The organism is Streptomonospora wellingtoniae (genome assembly GCF_031845375.1).
GTDB classification, from domain to species: Bacteria; Actinomycetota; Actinomycetes; order Streptosporangiales; family Streptosporangiaceae; genus Streptomonospora; species Streptomonospora wellingtoniae.
Genome location: NZ_JAVREK010000020.1, coordinates 16225 through 40963, shown reverse-complemented (window position 1 = coordinate 40963; position 24739 = coordinate 16225). Strand labels below are relative to the sequence as shown.

The window sequence follows — 24739 nt, the reverse complement described above, 5'->3', positions numbered from 1 at the left end:
GTTAGGTGAGGGAATCATGAGCGAGCGATTCGACGATGAAGAGCAGCCGCACGTGCTGGTCATGGGCTCCGGCGCGGAAACCGGCTCCGGTTCCGGCAGCGAGGGCGACGAGCAGGCCGGCCAGCGTCCCCTGAGCGAGATGGTCGAGCAGCCGGCCAAGGTGATGCGCATCGGCAGCATGATCCGCCAGCTGCTGGAGGAGGTGAAGGCCGCCCCGCTGGACGAGGCCAGCCGCGAGCGGCTGCGCGAGATCCACACCAACTCCATCAAGGAGCTGGAGGACGGCCTGGCTCCGGAGCTGATCGAGGAGCTGGAGCGCCTCACCCTGCCCTTCGCCGGAGACAGCACCCCCAGCGAAGCCGAGCTGCGGATCGCTCAGGCCCAGCTCGTCGGCTGGTTGGAGGGCCTGTTCCACGGGATCCAGACCACCCTGTTCGCCCAGCAGATGGCGGCCCGCGCGCAGCTGGAGAACATGCGCAAGGCGCTGCCCGCCGGCATGGCGCCGCCAGGCGAGCCCGAGCGGGGGGGATCCGGCCCCTACCTGTGACGGGGCGCCGCCCGCCCGGCACGGGCTCCGGGAACCGTCCGCGACGCCACCGCGAAGGGTGCCGCACCGGGCGGTTCCCGCGGGGCGGCCGCCGCCGGTCCTAGCGCTTGACCGGTTCGAGCACCTCACGGCCGCCGACGAAGGGCCGCAGCGCCTCGGGGACCGCCACCGAGCCGTCGGCCCGCTGATGGTTCTCCAGAATCGCCACGATCCAGCGGGTGGTGGCCAGCGTGCCGTTCAGCGTGGCGGCGTGGCGCGGCTTGTCGGAGCCGTCGCGGAAGCGGATGTTCAACCGCCGCGCCTGGAAGTCGGTGCAGTTGGAGGTCGAGGTCAGCTCCCGGTAGCGCCCCTGCGTGGGAAGCCACGCCTCGCAGTCGAACTTGCGGGCCGCGCTGGTGCCGAGGTCGCCTCCCGCGATGTCGACGACGCGGTAGGGCAGCTCCAGCTTGTCGAGCATCTCGCGCTCCCAGGCCAGCAGCCGCTCGTGCTCGGCGCCGGCGTCGTCGGGATGGGCGTAGACGAACATCTCGACCTTGTTGAACTGGTGCACCCGGATGATGCCGCGGGTGTCCTTGCCGTAGGAACCGGCTTCTCGTCGGAAGCACGACGACCAGCCGACGTAGCGGTTGGGCAGCGCGTCGGCGGCGAGGATCTCGTCGGCGTGGTAGCCCGCGAGCGGGACCTCCGAGGTGCCGACCAGGTAGAGGTCGTCGGCCTCCAGCCGGTAGATCTCGTCCGCGTGGGCGCCGAGGAACCCGGTGCCTTCCATGGTCTCGGGGCGCACCAGCACCGGCGGGATCATCGGGGTGAAGCCGTTGGCCACCGCCTGCTGCATGGCCATGTTCAGCAGGCCCAGCTCCAGCATCGCGCCGACGCCGGTGAGGAAGTAGAACCGCGCTCCCGAGACTTTGGCGCCCCTGTCGGTGTCGATGGCGCCGAGCAGCTCGCCCAGCTCCAGATGGTCGCGCGGGGTGAAGTCGAGCTCGGCGGGGGTGCCGACGTGCTCCAGCACCCGGAAGTCGTCGACGCCCCCTTCGGGGGTGGCCTCGTCGACGATGTTGGGGATGTCGTGCAGCATCGCGTCGACCTCGGCGCCGAGGTCGTTCGCCTCGGCTTCGGCCCGCTTGACGTCGGCCGCCAGCTCCTTGGCCTTCGCCAGCAGAGACTCCCGCTCCTCGGGGGCGGCGGAGGAGACCGCCTTGCCCGCGCTCTTCTGCTCGGCGCGCAGGCCTTCGAAGCGCGTCTGCGCGGCTCGGCGCCGGGAGTCCAGGTCCAGCAGGCGGTCGACGACGGTCTCGTCCTCGCCGCGGACCCGCTGCGAGGCGCGCAGGCGGTCGGGGGACTCTCTGAGGGCACGGAGGTCGATCACGACTGCAGGCTACCGGTGATCGGAGCGGGCGACACATCGCTCCCGCCCGTCACCACCCGCTCGCCACTCACAACCCCGCCGTGCGGACCGCGGTGGAGAACGGCCCCCGCGAAAGCGCGTCATAACCGTCCCCCGGCACCGTGTACCGGGTGCGGGCGCGCTGGAGGGGGCGCGCCGGCGTAGACGGAAGGAGCACGCAGCGATGGCACAGCCGTGGGCGATGAAGGCGCTGAGCGCCATGACGGCGGACGAAGTGCGGGCTGCGCTGGGCCAGCTGCCCTACCTCCGCCCGGAGGACGCGGCCCTGGAGAAGGCGCTTCGGGACCGGCTCACCCTGGCCCTGGAGGCGGAACTCCCGGCCGAGGCGGCGCTGTCGGCGGGGTGAGCCGCTTCGGGTGCGCCCGAAGCGGCCGGGTTCAGCCGACCTCACCCGCCCTGATGCGGGCCAGCCACTCCTGGGCCTCGTAGAAGTCGGCGCTGGTGGTGCCGCGCGAGGGCATGAAGGGGGTGAGTTCGGTGTCGGCGTCGGCCCGCGGGTAGCTGCCGAGGAACCGGACCTCCTTGCACAGCCTCCGCAGCCCCATCAGCGCCTCGCCTACGGCGGGATCGGCCACGTGCCCGTCGGCGTCCAGGCAGAAGCAGTACCGGCCGAGGCCGTCGCCGGTGGGCCGCGACTCCAGCCGGGTGAGGTTCACCCCCCGGACCGCGAACTGGTTGAGCAGTTCGACCAGCGCCCCGGGGTGGTCGTCGGACAGGAACGCGACGAGCGATGTGCGGTCCGACCCGGTCGGTTCGGGCAGCGCCTGCGGCCGCATGAGGTGGATGAAGCGGGTCGCCGCGTCGTCGCGGTCGCCGACGCCCTCGGCCAGCGCGTGCAACCCGTTGCGCTCGCCCGCGATACGCGCGCAGATGGCGGCGTCGTAAGGGCTGCCCGGCTCGGCGACGCTCTGGGCCGCCGCGGCGGTGGACGAGACGGTGAACACCTCCGCGTCGGGGAGGCGGCGGGCGAGCCACCCGCGGCACTGCGCCAGTGCGTGCGGGTGGGTGGCGATGCGCTTGACGTCGGCGACCGTCGCGCCGCCACGCGCGAACAGGGTGAACTCGACGGGTAGGGCGACCTCGGCCGCGATGAGCAGCGGCTCGCCGTTGATCAGCTCGGCGATGGTGGCGGTGACGCCGCCCTCGACGGAGTTCTCCAGCGGCACCGTGCCGCCGTCGGCGTCGCCGCGGCGGATCGCGGCGAACACCGCGTCGACGCCGGCGTAGGGGATGCGGGCCGACTCCGGCGCCTCGGGCTGGAGGGTCCGGAGTGCGGCCTCGGTGAACGTCCCCTCGGGGCCGAGATAGGCGTAACGCATATTCCGCAGGTTATACCCGTGCGGCGTGCGCTGCGCAGGTCCGGGCGGCGGCCGCCGCCCCCTCCGACCTGCGATCGCCCGTGCGGCGGGCGTCACCGGCCCGCGAATCGGCGGTCCGCGCGTGGGCTTCTTCCGCCCGCTCGGACGGAAGACGCCGGGAAGGGCGCCGCCCGCTGCGCCGCCGCGGTGAGCGGCCTGCGGACCCGGCCCGGGTCAGTCGGCCGGGGCGCCCCCCGTGCCGCTGGCCGGCGCCCCGGTCGGCGCGGTTCCCAGCGTGCGCACCGCCGACGCGTCGCTGCCGGCGGGCGCACCGTTGCCGTCCCCGTGGCCCGCCTGCGGGCGGTCCCCGGCGGCACCCTGCCCGCCGGCCGAGGCGCCGTCGCCGGCGGCCTGCTTGCGCTTGCTGCCGGACCCGCCCTTCCCGGAGTGCACAGCCGTGTCGTCGCCCTCGGGGACGCCCGGCCGGTGCCCGAGCCGGGCCGCGCGGATGGCGCGGTACTCCTCGGGCGACAGCGCTTCCTCGGCGCGGCCCTGCCCGATGGACTTGGCGTAGGTCCGCGACTCGGTCCGCCCGTTGATCGAGGTCATCACGACGCCGTCGCCGACGGCGTTGAGCAGCGCTAGTGAGAACGAGCGCGCCCCCGACATCTCCTCCAGGGCGTCGTAGCGAACCATCGCGACGTCGCGCACCGCCCGCATGTCCAGTCCGTTCCCGTCGGGCTGGAGCCGTTGGATCATCGTGCGGCAGTCACGCGCCGTCCTGCGGACGCGGATGAGCGCGTAGGCCCCGAGGGCCAGTCCGCCGACGCCCGCGATCGCCGCCAGAGCGGCCAGATAGGTAGTCAAGGTAGTCACCACAGTGCGAGAGTATCCGCCACTCTCTGTAATGCGAACGACACTCCGCGCGTTTCGCGTAGCCGGTCGCCGCTCATCGGCGGCGGCGTGCCGCCCGCCCGCGCCGCGTGGCGGCCCTGCGCGCCGCCACAACCGCGGCGCCGCGCAGGTCGTCCCGCAGCCGCCGCCCGCGGCGCGCCAGGGCCGGGCCCAGGTCCCGCTCGGCCAGCGCCCGCGCCACATCCGCCAACTGGCGGGCGCGGTGCAGCTGCGCGCCCACACCGGCGCCGATGGGCCGGTGCTCCAGCAAGACCTCGACCTCCACCACCGCGAGTCCCGCGCGCAGCAGGTCGACCGTCATCCCTGCCTCCGCACCGAAGCCCGCGGCGAGCGGCCGCGCGGCCTCGAACGCCGCCCGGGTCAGGCACCGCTGGCCGCTGAGGGGCTGCTCGGGCTCCCACCCGGTCGCGCGCCGGATTCCCTCGCGCGCCAGCGATACGACGGCGCCGCGTCCGCCGAGGCGCTGCCGTGTCGCCGGGAGCAGCGCGATCGTCATGTCGGCCGCCCCCGAGCGCACCGGCTCCGCCAGCGGCGCGGCCCGTGCAGCGCTGGAGCCGAGGTCGGCGTCGAGGAAGAGCAGGTGGCGCGGCGCCGCGCGGCGGTCGGCGCTCTCGGCGCGCCGAACCCCCTCGGCGCCGGTCTCCATGGCCGCGCCCTTGCCGCGGTTGGCGCCGTGGCGCAGCACTCGCGCCCCTGCGGCCTCGGCGACGGCGGCGGTGCGGTCGCGGGAACCGTCGTCGACCACCACGACCAGGTCGGCTCCGGGCAGGCCGGCGGCCGCGCGCACCGTGGCGCCGATCAGTGCCTCCTCGTCACGCGCGGCGATGACGACGGCGGTCGCAGGGCCCGCCCTGCCGGCTTGCGCGGGTTCGTTCACGGGCCCTCACCGAAGGGAGCGGGCCGCGCGCCGACGCGTCCGGCCGGCGGCGCGCCCGTGCAGGGCGCCGCCGCCGGGTCCGAGAGCGGACGGCGGGGCCTGCGGCGCCCGGGTCCGATGTGTGCGAGGCGCGCGCGCCCACGCAGCGAGCGATGGGCGGCCCGGCCGAGCTGCACGGAGCGCCGCCGCCGGCGCACTCGGCGGCCTCCGCCGCGGCCGGCGACCGGACTCGTCTCAGCGCCCCGCGGAGCGCGGCGACAGGCGGCGGGCCGTGCTTCGCCGACCGCCAGCAGGAGCCGCGCCGTTGGACAGCGGTCCACCGGGCACGGCCTACGCCGTGGGGCTGGACTCGGCCGTCAGGGGAAGGGCGTCGGTGGAGTCCTCGATGGCGAAGACGGCGTTCAGCCCGGTGACCTCCAGGATCTTGCGGACTGCGGGCTTGGGCGCGACGAGGACGAGGTCGCCCTCCTTCGCGCGTGCGCGCTTCATTCCCGACAGCAGGACGCTCATCCCGGTCGAGTCGCAGAACTCCACCCGCGACATGTCGACCAGGAGTCGCCGCGCACCGTCCTCCAGTGCGTTGACGAGCCCGCTCTGCAGCTGCGGTGCCGTATAGAGGTCAATCTCGCCACGCACGGTGACAACGGCGCTATCGCCTTGAGACTGACTCGAGATCTTCAACTCCACAGTCGAGACTGTAGCGCCCACGGGGAGTACAGGCCACATCGGCGACGGCGTTTCGGACATCGGGAACGTTCCGCGGGAAGTACGGCAGCCCCCGCGCGCGAGCCGGTCACGCTGCGAGAACGCCCGCCGGCGCGTCTAACCGGCCTGTTCGGCCCCGCGCGCCGTGCGCTGCTCAGGCACGGGCCGCCTGCTGCGGAGGCACCGCCGATATCCGCTCGCCCGCCCGGCCGGCGCTACGCGGAACCGTCGCGGTTCCGGGGGTTCCCGAAGCGCGCTCGTGCGGTGCGTCGGCGGCCGGTTCCGGCTGCTCCGGCGCCGCTTCGAGCACAGCCCAGACGGTGGTGATCCGGTCGTCGACCTCGGTGCCCCACTTGGCGGCGATGTGCTCCACGATGCCGAGGCCGCGCCCGCCGAGGCCCGACAGCGAAGGGCGGGCCAGCCGCGGAAGGGTCTGGGCGCCGCCGTCGCGCACCGAGACCTCCAGCCAGCCGCTGCGCGCGCCTCCGGTTGAGGCGTCGCCGAGCTCCCAGCTCACCTCCACGCATCCCGGAGGAAAAGGGTCGGGCAAGCAGCAGGCGTGGCGCAGGGCGTTGCTCAGCAGTTCGCTCAGGACGATGGCCGCGTCGTCGACCTTGGTGTTGTCGAGCCCGCAGTCGCGCAGATCAGAGCAGAGCCGCCGGCGCGCGCTCGTCACACTCGACGCCGCGTGCGGCAGCAGTACAACTCGTGACACGTCCTTCTCCCCGTTCCTCGACGCGCACACTCCCGCGCGTCCGGCGTAGCCCGGCAAGCGGCGGGAGCACGAGCCTGCCGCCCACGTCCCGACCTGGATCCAGCCCTTATTAACTTGGTCGGTTCGCGGCAAAGTCCCGGCCATGCGACTCTGCCAGGGCCGAAATGCCCCGTTCGCCCACATCGGAAACACGTCGTCGCCGCTCGTCTGCCGGGCGGCTCCTAGCGGCGGACGAACGGTCGCGGCCACCGGGCGCGCGAACCGGTCACGGATCCGGGATTCCGGACTCGCCGAGCCCGGCGACCTGCGCGGAACGTAATGTGAATCTCATCCGCGTCCCATGGCCGTCCAGGGCCTGAGCGGTGACTTCGCCACCCTGGGCACGGGCCAGCCGGCGGGCGATGTAGAGGCCCAGCCCGATCCCGCCGAACCTCCGGCGGTCGCCCGCCTCGCCCTGCACGAACCGCCCGAAGATGCGCTCCTCGTCGCCCGGTCGGACCCCGACTCCCTGGTCCTCGACGCACACTGCCACGGACGGGCCCTCCACGGCCGCGCGCAGCACGATGCGCCCGCCCTCCGGCGAGTACTTGAACGCGTTCTCCAGCAGTTGGCCGATGACGACGTCGGTGGCCGCGGCGTCGCCGAGGGCGAACGGCAGCAGATCGGGCAGCTCCAGATCCAGCGTGTGCCGGGCGGAGAAGGGCTGAAACGCGGTCGCGCAGTCGCGCAGCAGCCGCTCCAGGTCGAAGGGGTCGTTGCCGGTCTTCAGCTCGGCCTCGCGGGCGTCGGATCCCAGCAGCAGGTTCTCGACCAGCTGCGCGAGCGTGCCGGAGCGCTCCGCGATGGTGTCGACTGCGCTGCGGCGCGACTCGTCGTCGAGCTGGTCCCAGCGCCGCACCAGAGTGCTGGCGAACCCCTGCACCACGGTGATGGGCGTACGCAGCTCGTGCCCGGCGGTGGCCAGGAAGAGGTCCTTCTCCTCTTCCAGCGCCTTGGCCTCGGTGATGTCGCGGAAGTCGACCACGCGCTCGCCGGTCTCGGGGATGTCGGTGATGAGGATCTCCAGCCACCGGCCGTTGTCCAGGCGGTGCCGGATGTTCTCGCCTTGGCGGGCCGGCAGCGGGAACGGGGGGTGGCGGCCGACCGCGTCGGCCATGGCGTAGCCGGTCAGCTCCGCGGCCGAGCGGTTCCACTTGCGCACCAGGCCGCCGGCGCCCAGGACCGCGATGCCGTCGGCGCTGGAGTCGACGACGGCGTGCTCGTGGGCGCGCTGGCGCACGATCTCGCGGTAGGCCATGGCGTTTCCCAGCGCGACCCCGGCGTGCGCTGCGAGCAGCTCCAGCAGCTCCAGCTCGACGTGTCCCACCTTGCGCCTGCTGTAGAGCGCGTACAGCGCCCCGTAGGGCCTGCCCTGCACGTTGGAGACGCCGAGCGCGATCGTGTGCAGGCCGTCGAGGTCGGCCCAGATGAGGTCGTCCAGGCTGCGGGTGTCGTCGGTGGCGAGCAGGACGGTCTTGCCGCTGCGCAGCAGCTCGCCGAACAGGCTGGACTCCAGGGGAGCCTGGTATCCGCGCAGGTGGTCGGAGAGCTGGGTCAGGCTGACCAGCCGAAGCTGATCGTCCTCGATCAGCGCGAACCCGCCGGCGTCGGCGCCCGTGAGCTCGGTCAGGCTGTGGGCGATGCGGTCCAGCACCGCGTCCAGGTCGAGGTCGGCGTTGATGTCGGCGACCACGTCGGTCAGCCGCCGCACCAGGCGGGCCCGCTCGGTCATGTGGCTCTGGACCGCGCCGATCTCTTCGTAGGTGTGGAAGACGCTGATCCAGCCGGCGGGCGTGCCCTGGTCGTCCAGCAGGGAGCTGCTGTCGATGCGCACGTCGACGACGCTGCCGTCGCGGCGCAGGCGGCGGCTGACGATGGAGACGGGACCTCCGGCCCGCACCCGCTCCAGGATCGCGTGGTGCTCGGCGGTCAGCTCGTCGGGCACGATCGGCAGGGGGCGCCCGGCCACCTCGGCCGAGGTCCAGCCGAACATGCGCTCGGCGGCGGGGTTCCACAGCACGACCCGCAGCTCGGTGTCCACGGCCACGATCGCGTCGGCGGCGCACGCCAAGACGGCGTCGGCGCCGGGGGCGAAGTGATCGGGAGCCACCTCGACATAGTGCCACCCGAGGCCGCCCGCGCGGTTCGCCATTCCCCAAAAACCGGGGGGAGCGGGCGCCCATGCGCGGCGCGGTTGGCGCTCAGGCCCCGCACGTCCGGATCAGGCCACTCGCGGGGCCTCCCCGGTCTCGCTGACCATCGCCCGCCCGGACAGCGCCCAGGCCTGCATACCGCCGGCGACGTTGGCCGCCTGCCAGCCGGCCCGGTTCAGCGCCTCGACGGCCTGCGCCGAGCGCCCGCCGACCCGGCAGACCACATAGACCTGCCGGTCCTGCGGTACCTCGCCGGCCAGCTCGGCCAGCCTGCTCAGGGGGACGTGCACGGCGTCGGGCGCGTGGCCCGCCGCCCACTCGTCGTCCTCGCGGACGTCGAGCAGATAGCCGTCGGGCGGCACCGAACCGACCTCGACCACGGGGACACTCTCAGCGAACACCGGATACTCCTCGACTTTCCTCATGCGGCTGCGCGGGCGCGGTCCTCCTCCGGGCCCCGAACGGCCCCGGGGACTCCGGGGCGGGTGTGCGGGGGCTCCCATCGGAGACCGGAAAACAGCAAGGGCCCCGCGTCCGCGGCGCGGCGACAGTGCGTGGCGCGGGCGTGACCGAGGGAACCCGGCGGGGCCCCGCCACGTCGAACAGGGTATGCGCCCACCTGTTACAGCGGCCGCGCCGGCATCGGCCGCCCTGCTCGCCCTCGTCTTCGCGGCGGGCTGCGGTGCGTCCGAGGTCCGCACGCCCCCGGAGGCGACTCCGAGCGGCGCGGCGACCTCTCCGTCCGGCGAACAAGGCCCCGCGCCTGAGACCGAACTCACCATCGACATCTCCTCCGGCACGAGCGCCGAGCCCAGCGGCGCGGCCGGTCCCTCCCCTGTACCCAGCCCGTCGCCGGCGGAGCCGCGCGAGTGGCGGCTCGCCTGCGGTCCGGCCGGCGGAGACCACCCGGCCCCCGAGGAGGCCTGCGCCGATCTCGCCGAAGCGGGCGGCGCCGAGGCGTTCGAGGAGGTCCCCGAGAACACCCCGTGCACCTTCATCCACGGCGGGCCGCAGGTCGCCCGGATCACCGGTCACGTCGGCGACACCCGGATCGACACGGAGGTCACCCGGACCGACGGCTGCGAGATGGATCGCTACGACAACCTGGGCGCGGTACTCGCGCCCTGACCGGGCACCGGGCGCACCGGCGGCGTCCGGTGCGGCACGGCGGTCTGCCGCCGCGGTCCGTCAGTGCGCGCACCGGTGCCGGTGCACTCCTGTGGGCTCGCTCACGCACTCGCCGAACGCGGCGAGCGGGCGCGGGGCGGCGCCCCGATGGACAGAAAAAGCAACGGGCCCCGCCGCGTAGTGCGGCAGGGCCCGTCTGCTGGTGGGCGAGGAGGGATTTGAACCCTCACATCCTTTCGGACACACGGACCTGAACCGTGCGCGTCTACCGTTCCGCCACCCGCCCGAGTGACACATATATGATTGCACACATATACAGTGGGTTCGCCGGGGCCGATTCCGACCTGAGGGTCCGGATTCGCCTCCGCTCGGCGACGGACACAAGATTAGCACGGACGCCGGATGTTCGGTGCACGCTTTCCCTCCTCCCTCGCGGCACTCCACCCCGCGAAACGGCGGGACCTATGACCTACCGGATCGCCCTCCGGATGGCGCGCGTGAGTCCAAGGGTGCTGTTACCCGGTTACGATCGTCAGTACATCCGGAGTGGAGTAAGGGAGGTACCTCGTGGGAGTGCTCCAACGCTTCGAGCGCAGGCTTGGAGGCATGATCGAAGGCACCTTCGCTCGGGCCTTCAAGTCGAAGCTCGAACCGGTCGAGATCGCCAGCGCCGTTCAGCGCGAGATGGACGAGCGCGCCGCAATCGTCGCGCAGGGACGGACCCTGGTGCCGAACGACTTCGTCGTGGAGCTCTCCGGCGAGGACGCCGAGCAGATGGACGCCCTGGCCGACACCATCGGGCAGGAGCTGGCGAAACTCGCACGCGACTACGCGACCGAGCAGGGGTACTCTTTCGTCGGCCCCGTGCGTGTGCACTTCAAGGCCGAGGCGGACCTGCAGATCGGCCGCTTCCGCATCCGCTCCGGGGTGATCCGCGGCTCCACCGTCGAGAGCGGCGAGATCCGCCAGCCGGTCAGCGACCAGCCGCGCAGCTCCGCCGACGTCCAGGGCCATCCGCGCCTGCTGATCTCGCCGGGCGGCGCGACGGCCGAGGGCTCGGTGGAAAGCCACGGCATGCAGCAGTCCTTCGTGCTGAACACGCAGGTGACCCTGCTGGGCCGGGGTACCGACTGCCACCTGCGGCTGGTGGACAACGGGGTATCCCGCCACCACGCCGAGATCAGGGTGGAGGGCGACGAAGCGGTGCTCGTCGACCTCGGCTCGACCAACGGCACCTTCGTCAACGGCGAGCAGGTCAAGCGCGCCCGACTGGTCGACGGCAGCCGCGTCAGCCTGGGCCGCACCACCATGACCTTCCGCCGCGACTGACACACGACCGCCACTCCGACCTCCGTTCGGGGCCTGCCGGCCCGAACGCCCGCAACCAAACGGACTCTCACCGCGTCTCAGACGGTAGAGAGGCCTCCACCCGAACAGACGCCACCCGCTGGCGAGGCGGGGGGCGGCCGAACCACCGGCGACGGCCCCTAGGATCCCCTTCCATTGAGTTCGTTCGGCTTTTCCGCCACGATCTCCTAGGGTCCGACGCCGACTAGACGCGGTGGCGGCTCCGATGATCGCCACCTCGCCGGAGCACGACAGGGGCTGAAGAGCAGTTCAATGTCCGACTTGACCCTCATGCTGATCAGGATCACGTTCCTCTGCGTGCTGTGGCTGTTCGTGATCATGGCGGTCGGCGTCATCCGCACCGACCTCCTCGGCCCCGCCAAGAGCAAGTCCAAGCGCAGCAAACGCAGCGAGGAGGGCCGGTCGTCCGGTCCCGCTCGGCCGGCCCGCGCACCCAAGGGCCGCCGCAACGAGCCGCGCGCCCTGGTCGTGACCAAGGGACCGCTCGCCGGCACCTCGCTCAACCTCACGTCACAGCCGATCGTCATCGGCAGGGCCAACGACGCCACACTCGTCATCAACGACGACTACGCGTCCGGTCGCCACGCCCGCATCTTCTCCGACCAGGGCCGCTGGATCGTCGAGGACCTCGGGTCGACGAACGGCACCTACCTCGGTCAGCAGCGGCTGACCCGCCCTCAGCCCATTACGGTCGGACAACCCATCCGCATCGGCAAAACCGTCCTGGAACTGCGCAAATGACAATCGCTCTCCGATACGCGGCGTACTCCGACGTAGGATGCCTCCGCGAAGGCAACGAAGACTCCGCCTACGCCGGCCCGTACCTCCTCGCGGTCGCCGACGGAATGGGCGGTCATGCCGGCGGTGAGATCGCCAGCGCCATCGCCGTCTCGACTCTGCGGGCGCTGGACGAGGACGTGCCCACCACCGACGAGATGGTCGGCTCGCTCCAGCAGGCCGTCGAAAACGCCAACTCCACGCTCGCCCAGCGGGTGAAGGACGAACCCCGCCTGGAGAACATGGGCACAACCCTAACGGCCATGCTCTGGTCGGGGGCGCGTGTCGCCATGATCCACGTCGGCGACTCCCGCGCCTACCTGCTGCGCGGCGAGGAGTTCGGGCAGATCACGCACGACCACACCCTGGTGCAGACCCTCGTCGACGAAGGCAAGATCACCGAGGACGAGGTCGCCACCCACCCCCAGCGGTCTCTGCTGCTGCGCGCCCTCGACGGCCGCAGCCAGGTCGACCCCGACGTCTCCGTCAGCGAGGCCCGGGTCGGCGACCGCTACCTGCTGTGCTCCGACGGCCTCTCCGGTGTCGTCAGCACCGACACCATCCGCCAGACGCTGGAGTCGGAGCCGAACCCCGACGCCGTCGCGCGTCGGCTGATCGACCTGGCCAACCGGGGCGGAGGGCCCGACAACATCACCGCCGTGGTCGCCGACGTGATCGACACCGCCACCGACCCCGGCGGTCCCACGCAGGAGCCCTCGGTGGTCGGCGCCGCCGACCAGCGCCGCGAGCCGGTGATGACGCCCGACACCCCGGCCGGGCGCGCCCAGGGGCTGAACCGCTCCGCCGGCGACACCGCCGAGATGGACCGCATCCCGCCGGCCGAGGACGCGCGCGAGGCCCCCGCGCCAGAGCCCGACCGGCGCACACGCCGGTGGTGGCCGATGGTCGTCACCTTTCTGGTGATCGTCGTCGCGATCGCCGCGGCCGGCTTCTACTTCGGCTCGCAGTACCTGAGCAACCAGTACTTCATCGGCCCCTCGCAGGACGGGTCCAGCGTCGCCGTCTACCGGGGCCTCAACACCGACATCGCCGGCTACGAGCTGGCCGAGCAGATCCAGAAGACCGACATCCCCCTCGACGGGCTGCCCGAGAACCAGCGCAGCTCCGTCGACGCCACCATCCCCCTCGACCGCGGCGACGTCGACGGCCGCATCAGCGAACTGCGCGACCAGGCGGACGCCTGCTCCTCCGACCCCGAGTCCTGCGGACTCGAGTCCGGCGGCTCCGGACAGCAGGGCCAGGACGGCCAGAAGTCCCAGGAGTCCCAGGAGAACCGCGCCACCGCGCAGAACTCGCTGAGCGGCGAGGCCGTCGAGAACTCAACGGGAGGGGAGTGAGGTGGCGACCGAGGCCCCTACGCAGCTGCCACCGGTCAAGCGGCGCAACGCCGAACTGGTGATGACGCTGATCGCGGTCGGCACGATGCTGTTCGCGATGATCGAGGCCGGCCTCACCCGCAACGGGGAGATGCCGGCCAGCCTGTTCGTCTTCGGCGTGCTCTTCGGCGGCCTGGCGGTCCTCGCGCACTTCTTCATCCGCTTCTTCGCGCCGTGGTCGGACCCGCTGCTGCTGCCGCTGGCGACCCTGCTCAACGGCCTGGGCATCGCCATGCTCTGGCGCCTGTTCGAGGCCACGGGCGACACGAGCCAGGGCAGCGCGCGGGACCAGCTGATCCTCACAGCGGTCGGCATGGCCGTCTTCGCGGCGATCGTCTTCTTCCTCAAGGAACCCCGCACCCTGCAGCGCTATCCCTACATCATGGCGCTGGGCGCGGTGATCCTGCTTCTCATGCCGCTCATCCCGGGTATCGGCCAGACGGTCAACGGCGCCCGCCAGTGGGTCAACCTCGGGGTCACCACGCTGCAGCCCTCGGAGTTCGCCAAGATCGCCCTGGTCGTGTTCCTGTCCGGCTATATGGTCACCAAGCGCGACGTGCTCGCCCTGGCCTCGCGCCAGGTCAAGGTCGGCCCGCTGAAGGTGCTGGACCTCCCCCGCGCCCGCGACCTCGCGCCCATGGCGGTCATGTGGGGCTTCTGCATCATCGTCCTGGTCATCCTGATGAACGACCTGGGCACCTCGCTGATGCTGTTCGGCACGTTCCTGGCGATGATCTACGTCGCCACCCACCGCGGCAACTGGCTGGTGATCGGGCTCACCGCTTTCTTCGGCGCCTGCGCCCTGATCTACCCGTTCGTGTCGCACTTCCGGGTGCGCATGGTCACCTGGCTCGACGCGTTCCACCCCGACGTGTACTGCACCGACGAGGCGATGGCCAACCCCGACGCCTTCTGCAACGTCTCCGGCAACAGCCAGCAGCTCGTGCAGGGCCTGTTCGCGCTGGCTGAAGGCGGCATGACGGGGACCGGCCTGGGCGGCGGCAAGCCCGGCTACGTGTTCGAGGTGCAGAACGACTTCATCTTCGCGGCATTCGGCGAGGAGCTGGGACTGGCCGGCGTCATGGTGATGCTGCTGGCCCTCGCCCTGCTGGTCGAGCGCGGTATGCGCATCGCGCTCGCCTCCAAGGAGCTCTTCATCAAGATGTTCGCCTCGGGCATCTCGTTCCTGATCGCCTTCCAGACGTTCGTCGTCATCGGCGGCGTCACCCGGGTGATCCCGATGACGGGTGCGACCATTCCCTTCGTCGCCAAGGGCGGTTCCGCCCTACTGTCGAGCTGGATCATGCTGGCGCTGCTGATGCGGATGAGCAACAACGCACGCAAGCCGGCCCCGCAGGCCATCCAGGACGAAGGCGCGACACAGGTGATCTCACGATGAACAAGCCAATCCGCCGCCTCGCGATCTTCACCATGGCGCTCTTCGGCGTGCTGCTGCTCAACGTGTCCTGGATCCAGACGTTCCAGGCCGAGACCCTGCGCGAGCACCCCTACAACCGGCGCCAGTTCATCGAGAGCCTCACCCAGCACCGGGGCTCCATCCTCGTCGGCAGCCAGGAGGTCGCCTACTCCAAGCCGGTGGGCGGCGACAGCGAGCAGTACCAGCGCCACTACGAGAGCGGTGAGAAGTACGCACCCGTGGTGGGTGCGTTCCGCGCGGGCTCGGCCACCGGAATCGAGCGGGCCGAGAACTCGTTCCTGGACGGCTCGAACGAACTGCTGGCGGTGAACAACTTCCGCGACATGCTGACCGGCGAGGAGCCCGAGGGCGCCGACGTCTACCTCACCGTCGACGCAAAGGTGCAGCAGGCCGCCATGGACGGGCTGCAGTCGCTGGGCAAGAACGGGGCGGCGGTCGCGCTCGATCCCAAGACCGGGGCGGTGCTGGCCTCCTACTCCACGCCCACCTTCGACCCCAACAGCGTCGCCAGCGTCACCGAGACCGACCAGGCGGCCGAGAACTGGACCGACCTCGAGGCCAACGAGCAGCAGCCGCTGCTCAACCGCGCCTTCAACCAGGTCTATCCGCCCGGGTCGACCTTCAAGGTCGTCACGGCGGCCACCGCGCTGGAGAACGGCGCGACCCCGGAGTCGACCCAGGAGGCGCCGGCCAGCCTGGACCTGGGTGCTCCGCTGCCGAACGCCTGGGGCGGGCCGTGCAACGACGGCGCCCCCGACTCCCTGGCGCACTCGATCGAGATCTCCTGCAACACGTCGATGGCCAACTGGGCGATCGACCTCGGCGGGCAGAAGCTGAACGAGCAGGCGTCCGCGTTCGGCTTCAACCAGGGTCCGATGGAGATCCCGCTGGAAGTGACCGAGAGTGCGGCACCTGTGGAGACCGATCCCAATATCCTGGGGCGTGCCGGCATCGGCCAGGCCAACATCCAGACCACGCCGCTGCAGATGGCCATGGTCGCCGCCGGCGTCGCCAACGGGGGCGACGTCATGAAGCCCTACCTGGTCGAGTCCGTGCAGAACTCCAATCTGGAGGAGGTCAAGGCCGCCCAGCCCGAGGTCGCCTTCCCCGACGCCATCAGCTCCGGCACCGCCGATGATCTGACGGAGATGATGATCGGCGTCACCGAGGGCGACGAGGCCTCGGGGCCCGCCGGAGCGATCTCCGGAATCCACGTCGCCGGCAAGACCGGTACCGCCGAGACCGCAAGCGGTCCCACACACAACTGGTTCATCTCCTTCGCACCGGCCGAGGACCCCCAGGTCGCCATCGCGGTGGTCGTCGAGCACGGAGGAGCGAGCGGCGGAACGCTGGCCGCTCCGATCGCGCAGGACATGATGGAGGCTGTGATCAACGAGTGAGCGAGAACGACGCCGGCTCCCCCGGTCCGGGCTCCCTGGCGGGCACCGTGCTAAGCGGCCGCTACCGGCTCCAGGAGCAGATCGGCTCCGGCGGCATGGGCGCCGTCTGGCGCGCCGAGGACTCCCTGCTCAACCGCGAGGTCGCGGTGAAGCTGCTGCACCCCGCGCAGATGGCGGAGCCCACCTCGCGCGAGCGGTTCCGCACCGAGGGCCGCATCACCGCGGGCCTGTCGCACCCCGGCATCGCCCAGGTCTACGACTACGGCGAGCAGGACGGCCACGCCTACCTGATCATGGAACTCGTCCCGGGCGAGCCGCTGGCGTCGATCCTGCGCCGCAACGACGGCCTGGAGCCCAGCGTCACGCTGGACATCATCGGCCAGGCGGCGGCCGCGCTGGCGGCTGCGCACGCCCGCGGAGTGGTCCACCGCGACATCAAGCCCGGCAACCTGCTGGTCACCGAGAACGGCACCGTCAAGCTGACCGACTTCGGCATCGCCCGCGGCAACGAGTCGGTCACCCTCACCCAGACCGGCATGGTGATGGGCACCGCCCAGTACATCTCGCCGGAGCAGGCGTCCGGCCGCCCGGCCACCCACGCCTCCGACATCTACGCCCTCGGCGTGGTCGCCTACGAGTGCCTGGCCGGTCAGCCGCCGTTCACCGCCGACACGCCGCTGGCCCTGGCGCTGGCCCACACCCGCGAACCGCCGCCTCCGCTGCCGGCCGACGTGCCGCCCCAGGCCGCCGCGCTCGTCGAGCGCCTGCTGGAGAAGCCGCCGGAGGCCCGGCCCTCGTCGGCCGGCGATGTGGCCGCCGCGGCCCAGCGCCTGCGCAACGGCATGGACGCCGCCCTCGGCGGGTCCACCACGGCCATGGACCTGCCCGATCCCGCGCACACGATGGTCGCCGGCGTTTCCCCGACGACCTCGCCGGACGGGATCACCACCGCGGCCGGGGGTGCGCAGGGTGGCGGAACGGGGCCCGCGGCCGACCGGTACGGAGACGATAGTCTTGACCGGGCCTCTTCTCCGAGGCGCCGGGCGAGCCTTCCGCTGGTGCTGGCCGCCGTGGCGGCCGCGGCAGTCCTGGTGCTCGGCGTGGTCTGGGCAGGCCGCTACTTCGGAACGCCTGAGGCCGAGGGCAACAGCGTGGGCAACCAGCAGCCGAATGCGTCCGAGAGCGCTTCGGAGCCGCAGCCGTCGAACACGCAGGAGGAGACCTCGGACGGGGACTCCGGCGTTCAGGACTACCCCGCGCCCGACGACAACCAGACAGATGACGGGTCGGAGCCCACTCAAGCGCCCTCGACGGAGCCGGCGAGCCCGCCTACCGGCGGGGACGGGACGACCGACGAGCCCGCCGAGCCCACCGGCGACGACGACCCGCCCTCGACCGGCGACCCCGGGGAAGGCGACACCCCGCCCGGGAACGGCGGGTCCACACCTGACACTGGGGACGACGGAGACACCGGCGACTCCTCAGGGGGCGGCTCGGAGACAGATTGACCTGCAGGCACGCGACCGACACTCGCCAGGCGACGCAGGGCTGACGCCCGAAGCGCAGATTACGAGGAACAGTTCACGACATGTCACAGCCACGGCTACTCGGCGGCCGCTACGAGCTCGACCAAGTCATCGGTCGCGGCGGCATGGCCGAGGTCTACCGCGCCCGTGATCTGCGGCTGGACCGCATGGTGGCCGTCAAGACACTGCGCCACGATCTCGCTCGCGACCACACGTTCCAGACCCGGTTCCGGCGTGAGGCGCAGTCGGCTGCGTCCCTGAACCACCCCTCGATCATCGCCGTCTACGACACCGGCGAGGACATGGTCGACGGGCTGGCGATCCCGTTCATCATCATGGAGTACGTCGAGGGCCGCACGCTCAAGGAGCTGCTCGACGACGACCGCCGACTGCTGCCCGAGCGCTGCGCCGAGGTGACCGACGGCATTCTGCGCGCTCTGGAGTACAGCCACCAGAACGGCATCGTGCACCGCGACATCAAGCCGGCCAACGTCATGCTGACGCGCCAGGCCGAAGCCAAGGTCATGGACTTCGGCATCGCCCGTGCGATGAACGACAACCAGGCCACGATGACCCAGACGTCGCAGGTCATCGGCACCGCGCAGTACCTCTCGCCGGAGCAGGCGCGGGGCGAGCGTGTCGACCCTCGCAGCGACATCTACTCCACCGGCTGCGTCCTCTACGAGCTGCTCACCGGCCAGCCGCCCTTCACCGGCGACTCCCCCGTATCCATCGCCTACCAGCACGTACGCGAGGATCCGGTTCCGCCGTCACAGGTCGACCCGGAGATCCCGGCCTGGCTCGAAGAGGTCACGCTGCGCGCGATGACCAAGGACCGCGACCAGCGGTACCAGACCGCCGAAGAGATGCGCCAGGACATCCAGCGCGGACTGCAGGGGATGCCCACCGAGGCGAGCACCATGGCGATGGCCCCTGCGGGCGCCACGTCCGCGCTGCCTCCCGTGGACGACCGCAACCGGCGCGACGACTACGACGATGACGACTACTACGACCGCGACGAGGGCCGCGGGGGGCGCACCGCCCTGTGGATCCTGCTCGCCGTCGCCGTCGTGGCCGCCTTGGGATTCGCCGTCTGGCTATTCAGCCAGGCTCCCGCGGATCGCATGGAGATCCCCGATGTCTCGGGGATGTCGGAGTCGGCTGCGCAGCAGGAGCTGGAGCAGGCCGGCTTCACCAACGTCACCGTCGAAGAGCAGAACAGCGGGGACGTCGAGGAAGGCAACGCGATCGGCACCGATCCGCCCGCCCATGAGCAGAGCACCGCCGACAACGAGATCGAGCTGCAGATCTCCACCGGGCCGGGCTCCAAGGAGATTCCCGACGTGGTCGGGCAGGACCAGGCGTCGGCTGAGCAGACGCTCACGGACGCCGGGTTCGAGATCGGCGACACCAGCGAGGAGGCTTCGGCGTCCTACGCCGAGGGGCAGGTGGTCCGGACCAGTCCCCCCGGCGGCCAGTCCGCCGACCCCGGCAGCGCAATCGACCTCGTCATCTCCACAGGGCCGGAGCAGGTCGCCGTACCCGACGTTGCCAACATGACCCAGGAAGAGGCGCAGAGCGCCCTAGGGGACGCGGGGCTGACCCCCAGTTTCCAGGAGGAGGCGAGCGACTCCGTCGAGCCGGGTCGGGTGACCCGCCAGGACCCCGAGGCCGGCACCGAGGTCGACCCGGGCTCCTCGGTCACCGTGTGGCTGGCCACCGAGCCCGAGGCGCCGGAGCCTTCACCGACCGGCACGACCACACCGACCGGCGGGGGCACCGAGACGCCGGAGGGGTGGCCCAGCGGTCTTCCGTGGCCGCCCAACGGGGGCTGATTCGCCCGCGGGTGCGCGCGCCGCGCACGCGCCGGGTCGGGGCGCTTTGATGGGTTCCCGGCCCGGCTGGAAAGGTTCCCCGCAGGCCGCAGGCGTTGTGGCCGGTAGCGCGGCCGCTGCGGACGTCCCGTGAAGCCTCTGTTGGGCGTAGACTGGTATGAACCGAGATCCGTAGTTCCCGGCCGATTCGTATTTGGAGCAGCGACCGTGCCCAAGTCCCGCAGCGATCGCAAGAAGAAGGCCGTTTACACGCCGCCGCCGTCGGCCGCCAAGCCGAAGGTCAGTCCCCGCTGGGTGCTGCCGACGCTGGTCACGCTGATGGTGCTCGGCGTTCTGTGGATCGCGGTGTACTACATCGCCGGCTCGATGATTCCCTACATGAGCGACCTGGGGAACTGGAACCTGGCCATCGGCTTCGGCGGGATCATCCTCGCCCTCATCCTCGGCACCCGCTGGCACTGACCGGTACAGACGCACTGAGCGCCCGGGTGGCCGGTGTTCCTCGGGGCCCGCTGCCCGCCGCCGCCCACTCGTAGCGGCATTCCCGCGCAGAGCGCACCCTGTCCCGCGGCGCCAGCTGCGAGGACGGCGCGCCGTGCGCCGGACGTGTCCGCTCGCCGATCCCGGCGAAGAACGCATCACCGCGAGCCGTCCCTTGGCTCCGCATCCGGGGAGGGGTCACGCCGCGTATTCGGCGACAACCGGACAGTCAGCCGTCCACAGAGTTATCCACAAGCTGTGGGTAGCTGGGTTACGCATGCCCGTGTGTCTCCGGGCGCCCCGCCCGGAGACACACGGCGAAGCCGTCCTCGTCAGGCGGGAAGCAGGATGATCCCCGCGTTGAGCAGCGCCGCTCCGGCGCCCCCCGCCGCCGCCAGCAGCACCGCGACTCCCGCGGTGGCGATCCAGTGCGCGAGCGACTGCCGGCGATGCCGGTCGGCACCGGTGCTCTCGGGGCCCAGCGGCAGGTAGGCGTAGGCGGCGCCCAGCAGCAGGCCGATCGCCAGCCCGCCGATGTGCCCGGCCCAGGCGATGTTGGGCACGAGGAACGTGATGAGCAGGTTCACCACGAGCAGGCCGACGATGAACCGGATGTCCAGCCGCAGTCGGCGGCCGATCACGAACACGGCGCCGAACAGCCCGAAGATCGCGCCTGAGGCGCCGACCGACCAGGACTCCGGCACGAGCAGCAGGCTCAGTACCGAACCGCCCACGGCGCTGAGCACCCACAGAGCCGTGTAGCGTGCGTGGCCCAGCGCGGTCTCGACCTGCTGGCCCACGATGTACAGGGCCAGCCCGTTGAACAGCAGGTGCATCAGCCCGCCGTGCAGGAACGCCGATGTGACCAGCCGGTACCACTGCCCCCCGAACACGACGGCCTGGCCGTTCATGCCGAACTCGGCGACCAGCCACTGGCCGGGCGCGGCGAACTGGGCCAGGAACCCCGCCCCGATCAGGGCCAGCAGCACCCAGGTGACGACCGGCCGGGCGGCCACGCGGCCGCCGAAGACGGTGCGCGAGCTCCGGAGGCTCCGGTTTCCCTCGGAGACACACTGGGGGCAGTGCTGGCCGACCGGCGCTTCGCGGATGCAGTCGGGGCAGATCGGCCGGTCGCAGCGGGAGCACCGCAGATAGGTCTCGCGATCGCGGTGCCGGTAGCAGGTGGGAACTTCCGCAGCGCCCGGCCCCGGGCCGTCAGCGGGGGAGGTGTCCATGGGTGCAGCCGCCGCCTAGGACCGCTCGATCTCGACGGACTCGACGGTGACGTCCTCGAGCGGACGGTCCTGCGCGTTCGTGGCGACCTTGGAGATCTTGTCGATGATCTCGGTGCCCGAGACGACCTCGCCGAAGATGGTGTGCTTGCGGTTCAGCCAGTCGGGGGTGCCCACCGTGACGAAGAACTGCGAGCCGTTGGTGTTGGGGCCGGCGTTGGCCATCGCCAGCAGGTAGGGGCGGTCGAACTTCACCGACGGGTCGAACTCGTCCTTGAACTTGTAGCCGGGGCCGCCGCGGCCGTTGCCCAGCGGGTCGCCGCCCTGGATCATGAAGCCGTCGATGACCCGGTGGAAGATCGTGCCGTTGTACAGCGGCGCAGTGCTGGGCTTTCCGGTGGTGGGATCGATCCACTGCTTCGTCCCCTCCGCCAGTCCGACGAAGTTCTCGACCGTCTCGGGGGCCTGCTCCGCGAAGAGCTTGGCGACGATCGTCCCCTGGTTGGTGTTCAGCCGCGCTTTGACCTCGGACACCTGGGTACGCCTTTCCGTAGTTGTCGCTTGCCCGATCCACGTTACCCGCAGTGGCCCGACCGCGTTCCGGCCGCTGCGAACAGTGCCGCGACCACGCCGCCGCCCGGCACGGCGCCGCCGCACCGCCGCTCGCAGCGGGCGCCTGCTGCCAATTGCGGCCAGCTGCGCCAGCTCGCCGGGTAAGCGTGTCGAATACAGGGCCATCCGAGCGATCCGCAGTATGTTGGGATAACACGGGGATAACGCCGGAACCGGAACGCCGAGCACAGCGTCTTCCCTGGATACGGAGGCGATACCACGGCGGGCGGTCCGGACGGTGACCCACGTCGCCGACACCGCGCGCATAGGTCCCCTGCCATTGGGCAGGAGCACCCGGAGACGAACGGAAAGGGAGGTCACCGTGCCCAGAACGCTGAAGCGCCAGAAGGGCGGCTTCGAGACTGAGGCGGCAATGGCCCGGCTGCAGCAGCTCGCACGCGAACAGTCCGACCGGTTCGGCCCCTACGCCGACCAGGCCAGGCAGAACGCCGCCGAGCGCCTTTACCAGGCCCGCGGATGGACGGCACCCCGCTTGGAGACCGCGGCTCTCCGTGTCGAGGACACCGTCGCCCCTCGCGTGGCCGACCTCCTCAGCTACACGGCGGGCCGGGTCGAGCCCCGCAAGGCCAAGCGCGGCGGCATCCTGGCGCGCCGGGGCGGCCGCCGCATGCCGCGCCCCCTTGTCATCGCCGGCGCGGCCGTCGCCGGTGCAGCCGCCGTCTACGGCGTGGTTCGACTGCGCCAGGCTGCCCAGGACGCCCGCTGGCAGGAGAACCTCGACCAGGCGCGCGACCAGGTCCGCGAGACCCGCGACCAGCTCACCGCCAAGGCCAAGAGCGCCAAGGAGAAGGTGGCCGGCACCGGAGCCGAGCCCAAGGACGACGCCCAGGAGGCGAAGGACGCCACGGCGTCCGGAGCCAAGCAGGCCGCGAGCGACCTCAACGGACGCGTAACCCCGTGACTTCAGGGGTGACGCCCGAGTCGCATGGAAAGGGCCCCGCCGCGACCGCGGCGGGGCCTTCGTGTGTTCGGGAGGCCACAGCGGCGCTCGGCGCGTAGCCCCGCTGCTTCCTGCCCGCTACCGTCCGGTAGCGGCGGGCGCCCTGCGGTCCGGTGGCGGCGGGCGCGCCGCGCCCGCACGGGGCCGGCGCGGAGTCGCGGAGCGGCCATGGCGCGGTCCGGGAGTGTCAGGTGCCCTGTTCGGACCCGTCGCGCACCGGGCGCCAGGTGAAGAGGTAGCGCATCTCGCCGCCCATCAGCGCGGTGATGCCGGCGACGGCCGGCATGAACATCCAGCCCAGCATCATGAAGCCCCACAGCACCAGCGGCAGGATGAGGAATCCCAGCGCCATCGCCGCGATCGAGGCCACCGCGACGGTGATCTGGTAGTTGAGCGCCTCGGTGAGGTGCCTGCGGACGAACGGTGAGATGTCCCGACTGGTCGCCAGCAGCAGCAGGGGGCCGACGAAAGTGAAGTAACCGGAGAAGTGGCCCAGGGTGGCGTACATCCGGTCGGAGGCGGACCGCGGCCCCTCCTTCTCCTTGCCCGAAACGCTCGAGGCGACCTGGCCGGCCTTCTGCTGCTGCGACGGCACGAGGTCCGTGAGCAGGGGCTCCAGCTCGGAGGGGAACTTGGCGTTGATGGCGAGCCCGAGGCGCTCCTCGAACTCCTCCTCGTCCAACTGGCCGGCGGCGTAGCACTCCCGCAAGGTCTCGACCGCGGTGTCGCGGTCGGCGTGGGTCAGCCGCAGCTCCTGGCTCCCGCTGCGGCGGCGCTGCGGGACGGGGTCCCGGCTGCCGCCCGCGGGCGGTGGAGACGGAGGTTCGTACACAGCCACCCTCACTCCTCAACGCTCAGCCGCCGCCGGCGGCACCGCGGATACCTTTCCGTCTCCATCATGCGCCGCCGACCGCGCGCGGTGTATGGGGGAAGCCCCTGACCGTTCCCTGGTTCACCGGCTTCGGGGGCCCTTCGGGTTTCCAGACTATGCGGTGAACGGCGCATCCGACCGGGTGCGGGGCAGCCGTTGGACGACCGCGTCCGGCCGGACTGCGGGAGTGCGACCCGGCTGTGGGCGCCGGAACCCGCGAGCCGGGGTCGGGGAGCCGCTCGGTGCAGGCGCGGATGCCGCGCCAAACGGGCGAATCCGGCGCCGGCGCCTCGGCACCGGGTCTGTGACCAGGACCGCCGCCGCAGCACCGCCTAAGCATTCTCGGCGCACTCTGCCGTGTGCCTACGGGCGATCGGCCGCCTGAACAGGGAGAGTTTGTACGTAGTCCTGCGCAGATGCAGTCGCGGAGCCGCCGCGGCCGCAGGGCGCCGAGCGGTGGCGGTGGCGGTGAGCGGAACCGGGGGGAACCGATGACCGATGTACCAAGACACGAGGTACTTACCGAGCAACCCTACGTGGCGATACCGGCCAAGGTGACGACGCGCGAGTGGGGCAAGGCCGCCGCGCTCGTCACCGAGGTCCGGGACTGGCTGCGGGGCAGTGGGATACCTGCCGCGGGGCCGCCGTTCTTCCGCTACTGGGTGGTCGGCGGCGGCGAGCGCGAGCACATCCTGGAAGTGGGAACGCCGATCGGCGAGCCGGTCGCCGGGGACGGACGCGTGGTGCCGGGGGTGATCCCGGGGGGCGAGTACGCGCTGCTTTCCCACATAGGCGACCCCGAGCGCCTCGACGCCGCCCACGCCCGGCTGCGGGCATGGGCGGATGAGCACGGCCTGGCGTGGATGAAGCGCGGAGAGGGCGGCAGCGAGGTCTGGGGCGGCCGGTTCGAGTTCTACCTGACCAGCCCGGTGCGCAACCTGGGTGCGGCCTGCTCCGTCGAGATCGCCTACCTGGTCCACGACGCCGAAGGCTGAGCGGTCGCGGACGCCGCAGGACGGGTGCATGTGTTTTCCCCGTCCGGCGGCCTTCCGCTGCC

Annotated in this window: 24 protein-coding genes and 1 tRNA gene; 13 read left to right on the top strand and 12 right to left on the bottom strand. The window is 71.6% G+C overall.

Annotated features, from left to right (window positions below; translation table 11 throughout):
- Positions 1–16 precede the first annotated feature (16 nt).
- Positions 17–547, top strand: a complete 531-nt coding sequence (locus RM446_RS17735) for a bacterial proteasome activator family protein (protein ID WP_311546455.1) — start codon at positions 17–19, stop codon at positions 545–547.
- Between the two features lie 100 nt (positions 548–647).
- Here RM446_RS17735 and serS read toward each other — a convergent pair whose 3' ends face one another.
- Positions 648–1916, bottom strand: coding sequence for a serine--tRNA ligase (gene serS, locus RM446_RS17730; RefSeq protein WP_311546454.1), 1269 nt, complete (start codon positions 1914–1916; stop codon positions 648–650).
- 202 nt (positions 1917–2118) lie between these two features.
- Between serS and RM446_RS17725 the strand changes: the two genes are divergently transcribed.
- Positions 2119–2301 (top strand): hypothetical protein, encoded by a 183-nt coding sequence (locus RM446_RS17725; RefSeq protein WP_311546453.1) that lies wholly within the window; start codon positions 2119–2121, stop codon positions 2299–2301.
- Between the two features lie 31 nt (positions 2302–2332).
- Here RM446_RS17725 and pheA read toward each other — a convergent pair whose 3' ends face one another.
- The 7 genes from pheA to RM446_RS17690 form a co-directional block, all read right to left on the bottom strand.
- Positions 2333–3274, bottom strand: a complete 942-nt coding sequence (pheA, locus tag RM446_RS17720; protein WP_311546452.1) for a prephenate dehydratase — start codon at positions 3272–3274, stop codon at positions 2333–2335.
- Positions 3275–3487: 213 nt separating this feature from the next.
- A complete protein-coding gene (locus tag RM446_RS17715) occupies positions 3488–4129 on the bottom strand; it encodes a DUF4446 family protein (RefSeq protein WP_311546451.1) in 642 nt (213 codons plus the stop codon).
- A gap of 73 nt (positions 4130–4202) precedes the next feature.
- A complete protein-coding gene (locus RM446_RS17710; RefSeq protein WP_311546450.1) occupies positions 4203–5045 on the bottom strand; it encodes a glycosyltransferase family 2 protein in 843 nt (280 codons plus the stop codon).
- Positions 5046–5375: 330 nt separating this feature from the next.
- Positions 5376–5732: an STAS domain-containing protein gene (locus tag RM446_RS17705; protein ID WP_311546449.1), complete on the bottom strand. Its 357-nt coding sequence runs from the start codon at positions 5730–5732 to the stop codon at positions 5376–5378.
- Positions 5733–5904: 172 nt separating this feature from the next.
- The gene (locus RM446_RS17700) at positions 5905–6465 is read right to left on the bottom strand and encodes an ATP-binding protein (RefSeq protein ID WP_311546448.1); all 561 of its coding nucleotides are present in this window, start codon (positions 6463–6465) and stop codon (positions 5905–5907) included.
- A gap of 265 nt (positions 6466–6730) precedes the next feature.
- A complete protein-coding gene (locus RM446_RS17695) occupies positions 6731–8614 on the bottom strand; it encodes a PAS domain S-box protein (protein ID WP_311546447.1) in 1884 nt (627 codons plus the stop codon).
- 111 nt (positions 8615–8725) lie between these two features.
- Positions 8726–9058, bottom strand: coding sequence for a rhodanese-like domain-containing protein (locus RM446_RS17690; RefSeq protein WP_311546446.1), 333 nt, complete (start codon positions 9056–9058; stop codon positions 8726–8728).
- 208 nt (positions 9059–9266) lie between these two features.
- On the opposite strand from RM446_RS17690, the gene RM446_RS17685 reads away from it, so the two are divergent.
- Positions 9267–9785, top strand: coding sequence for an SSI family serine proteinase inhibitor (locus tag RM446_RS17685; protein WP_311546445.1), 519 nt, complete (start codon positions 9267–9269; stop codon positions 9783–9785).
- A 200-nt stretch (positions 9786–9985) separates the two neighbouring features.
- On the opposite strand, the gene RM446_RS17680 is transcribed toward RM446_RS17685, so the two are convergent.
- A tRNA-Leu gene (locus RM446_RS17680) sits at positions 9986–10071 on the bottom strand.
- A gap of 281 nt (positions 10072–10352) precedes the next feature.
- On the opposite strand from RM446_RS17680, the gene RM446_RS17675 reads away from it, so the two are divergent.
- The 8 genes from RM446_RS17675 to RM446_RS17640 all read left to right on the top strand — a co-directional run bounded on the left by RM446_RS17675 (position 10353) and on the right by RM446_RS17640 (position 19988).
- Positions 10353–11114, top strand: a complete 762-nt coding sequence (locus RM446_RS17675) for a DUF3662 and FHA domain-containing protein (RefSeq protein ID WP_311546444.1) — start codon at positions 10353–10355, stop codon at positions 11112–11114.
- Positions 11115–11405: 291 nt separating this feature from the next.
- Positions 11406–11894 (top strand): FHA domain-containing protein FhaB/FipA, encoded by a 489-nt coding sequence (locus tag RM446_RS17670; protein WP_311546443.1) that lies wholly within the window; start codon positions 11406–11408, stop codon positions 11892–11894.
- Complete coding sequence (locus tag RM446_RS17665) at positions 11891–13288, top strand: Stp1/IreP family PP2C-type Ser/Thr phosphatase (RefSeq protein WP_311546442.1); 1398 nt, start codon at positions 11891–11893, stop codon at positions 13286–13288. Before RM446_RS17670 ends, RM446_RS17665 begins: the two co-directional genes overlap by 4 nt.
- A gap of 61 nt (positions 13289–13349) precedes the next feature.
- Positions 13350–14726: an FtsW/RodA/SpoVE family cell cycle protein gene (locus RM446_RS17660; RefSeq protein WP_311546530.1), complete on the top strand. Its 1377-nt coding sequence runs from the start codon at positions 13350–13352 to the stop codon at positions 14724–14726.
- Entirely contained in the window at positions 14723–16165 is a 1443-nt protein-coding gene (locus RM446_RS17655) for a peptidoglycan D,D-transpeptidase FtsI family protein (protein WP_311546441.1), read from the top strand. Before RM446_RS17660 ends, RM446_RS17655 begins: the two co-directional genes overlap by 4 nt.
- The gene (locus tag RM446_RS17650) at positions 16162–17673 is read left to right on the top strand and encodes a serine/threonine-protein kinase (protein ID WP_311546440.1); all 1512 of its coding nucleotides are present in this window, start codon (positions 16162–16164) and stop codon (positions 17671–17673) included. Before RM446_RS17655 ends, RM446_RS17650 begins: the two co-directional genes overlap by 4 nt.
- Before the next feature lie 80 nt (positions 17674–17753).
- The gene (gene pknB, locus RM446_RS17645) at positions 17754–19526 is read left to right on the top strand and encodes a Stk1 family PASTA domain-containing Ser/Thr kinase (RefSeq protein ID WP_311546439.1); all 1773 of its coding nucleotides are present in this window, start codon (positions 17754–17756) and stop codon (positions 19524–19526) included.
- 207 nt (positions 19527–19733) lie between these two features.
- Positions 19734–19988 carry a cell division protein CrgA gene (locus RM446_RS17640; RefSeq protein WP_311546438.1) on the top strand — a complete coding sequence of 85 codons (255 nt, stop codon included), beginning with the start codon at positions 19734–19736 and terminating at the stop codon, positions 19986–19988.
- Positions 19989–20338: 350 nt separating this feature from the next.
- Here the strand turns inward: RM446_RS17640 and RM446_RS17635 are convergent, their stop codons facing one another.
- Both RM446_RS17635 and RM446_RS17630 read right to left on the bottom strand, forming a co-directional pair.
- Entirely contained in the window at positions 20339–21241 is a 903-nt protein-coding gene (locus RM446_RS17635; protein ID WP_311546437.1) for a rhomboid family intramembrane serine protease, read from the bottom strand.
- 15 nt (positions 21242–21256) lie between these two features.
- On the bottom strand, positions 21257–21772 hold the full coding sequence (locus RM446_RS17630; RefSeq protein ID WP_311546436.1) for a peptidylprolyl isomerase: 516 nt from the start codon (positions 21770–21772) through the stop codon (positions 21257–21259).
- Between the two features lie 400 nt (positions 21773–22172).
- Between RM446_RS17630 and RM446_RS17625 the strand changes: the two genes are divergently transcribed.
- Positions 22173–22772, top strand: a complete 600-nt coding sequence (locus RM446_RS17625; protein WP_311546435.1) for a hypothetical protein — start codon at positions 22173–22175, stop codon at positions 22770–22772.
- 226 nt (positions 22773–22998) lie between these two features.
- Here the strand turns inward: RM446_RS17625 and RM446_RS17620 are convergent, their stop codons facing one another.
- Complete coding sequence (locus RM446_RS17620) at positions 22999–23649, bottom strand: DUF1707 and DUF4870 domain-containing protein (protein ID WP_311546434.1); 651 nt, start codon at positions 23647–23649, stop codon at positions 22999–23001.
- A gap of 524 nt (positions 23650–24173) precedes the next feature.
- On the opposite strand from RM446_RS17620, the gene RM446_RS17615 reads away from it, so the two are divergent.
- Positions 24174–24677 carry a GyrI-like domain-containing protein gene (locus RM446_RS17615; protein WP_311546433.1) on the top strand — a complete coding sequence of 168 codons (504 nt, stop codon included), beginning with the start codon at positions 24174–24176 and terminating at the stop codon, positions 24675–24677.
- The last annotated feature ends 62 nt before the right edge of the window (positions 24678–24739 follow it).

Coding starts and splice junctions, on each gene's coding strand:
- RM446_RS17655 (WP_311546441.1), top strand. CDS start 14,723: ATGAACAAGCCAATCCGCCGCCTCGCGATCTTCACCATGGCGCTCTTC.
- RM446_RS17635 (WP_311546437.1), bottom strand. CDS start 21,241: ATGGACACCTCCCCCGCTGACGGCCCGGGGCCGGGCGCTGCGGAAGTT.
- RM446_RS17660 (WP_311546530.1), top strand. CDS start 13,350: ATGACGCTGATCGCGGTCGGCACGATGCTGTTCGCGATGATCGAGGCC.
- pheA (WP_311546452.1), bottom strand. CDS start 3,274: ATGCGTTACGCCTATCTCGGCCCCGAGGGGACGTTCACCGAGGCCGCA.
- RM446_RS17665 (WP_311546442.1), top strand. CDS start 11,891: ATGACAATCGCTCTCCGATACGCGGCGTACTCCGACGTAGGATGCCTC.
- pknB (WP_311546439.1), top strand. CDS start 17,754: ATGTCACAGCCACGGCTACTCGGCGGCCGCTACGAGCTCGACCAAGTC.
- RM446_RS17735 (WP_311546455.1), top strand. CDS start 17: ATGAGCGAGCGATTCGACGATGAAGAGCAGCCGCACGTGCTGGTCATG.
- RM446_RS17615 (WP_311546433.1), top strand. CDS start 24,174: ATGACCGATGTACCAAGACACGAGGTACTTACCGAGCAACCCTACGTG.
- RM446_RS17670 (WP_311546443.1), top strand. CDS start 11,406: ATGTCCGACTTGACCCTCATGCTGATCAGGATCACGTTCCTCTGCGTG.
- RM446_RS17685 (WP_311546445.1), top strand. CDS start 9,267: ATGCGCCCACCTGTTACAGCGGCCGCGCCGGCATCGGCCGCCCTGCTC.
- RM446_RS17725 (WP_311546453.1), top strand. CDS start 2,119: ATGGCACAGCCGTGGGCGATGAAGGCGCTGAGCGCCATGACGGCGGAC.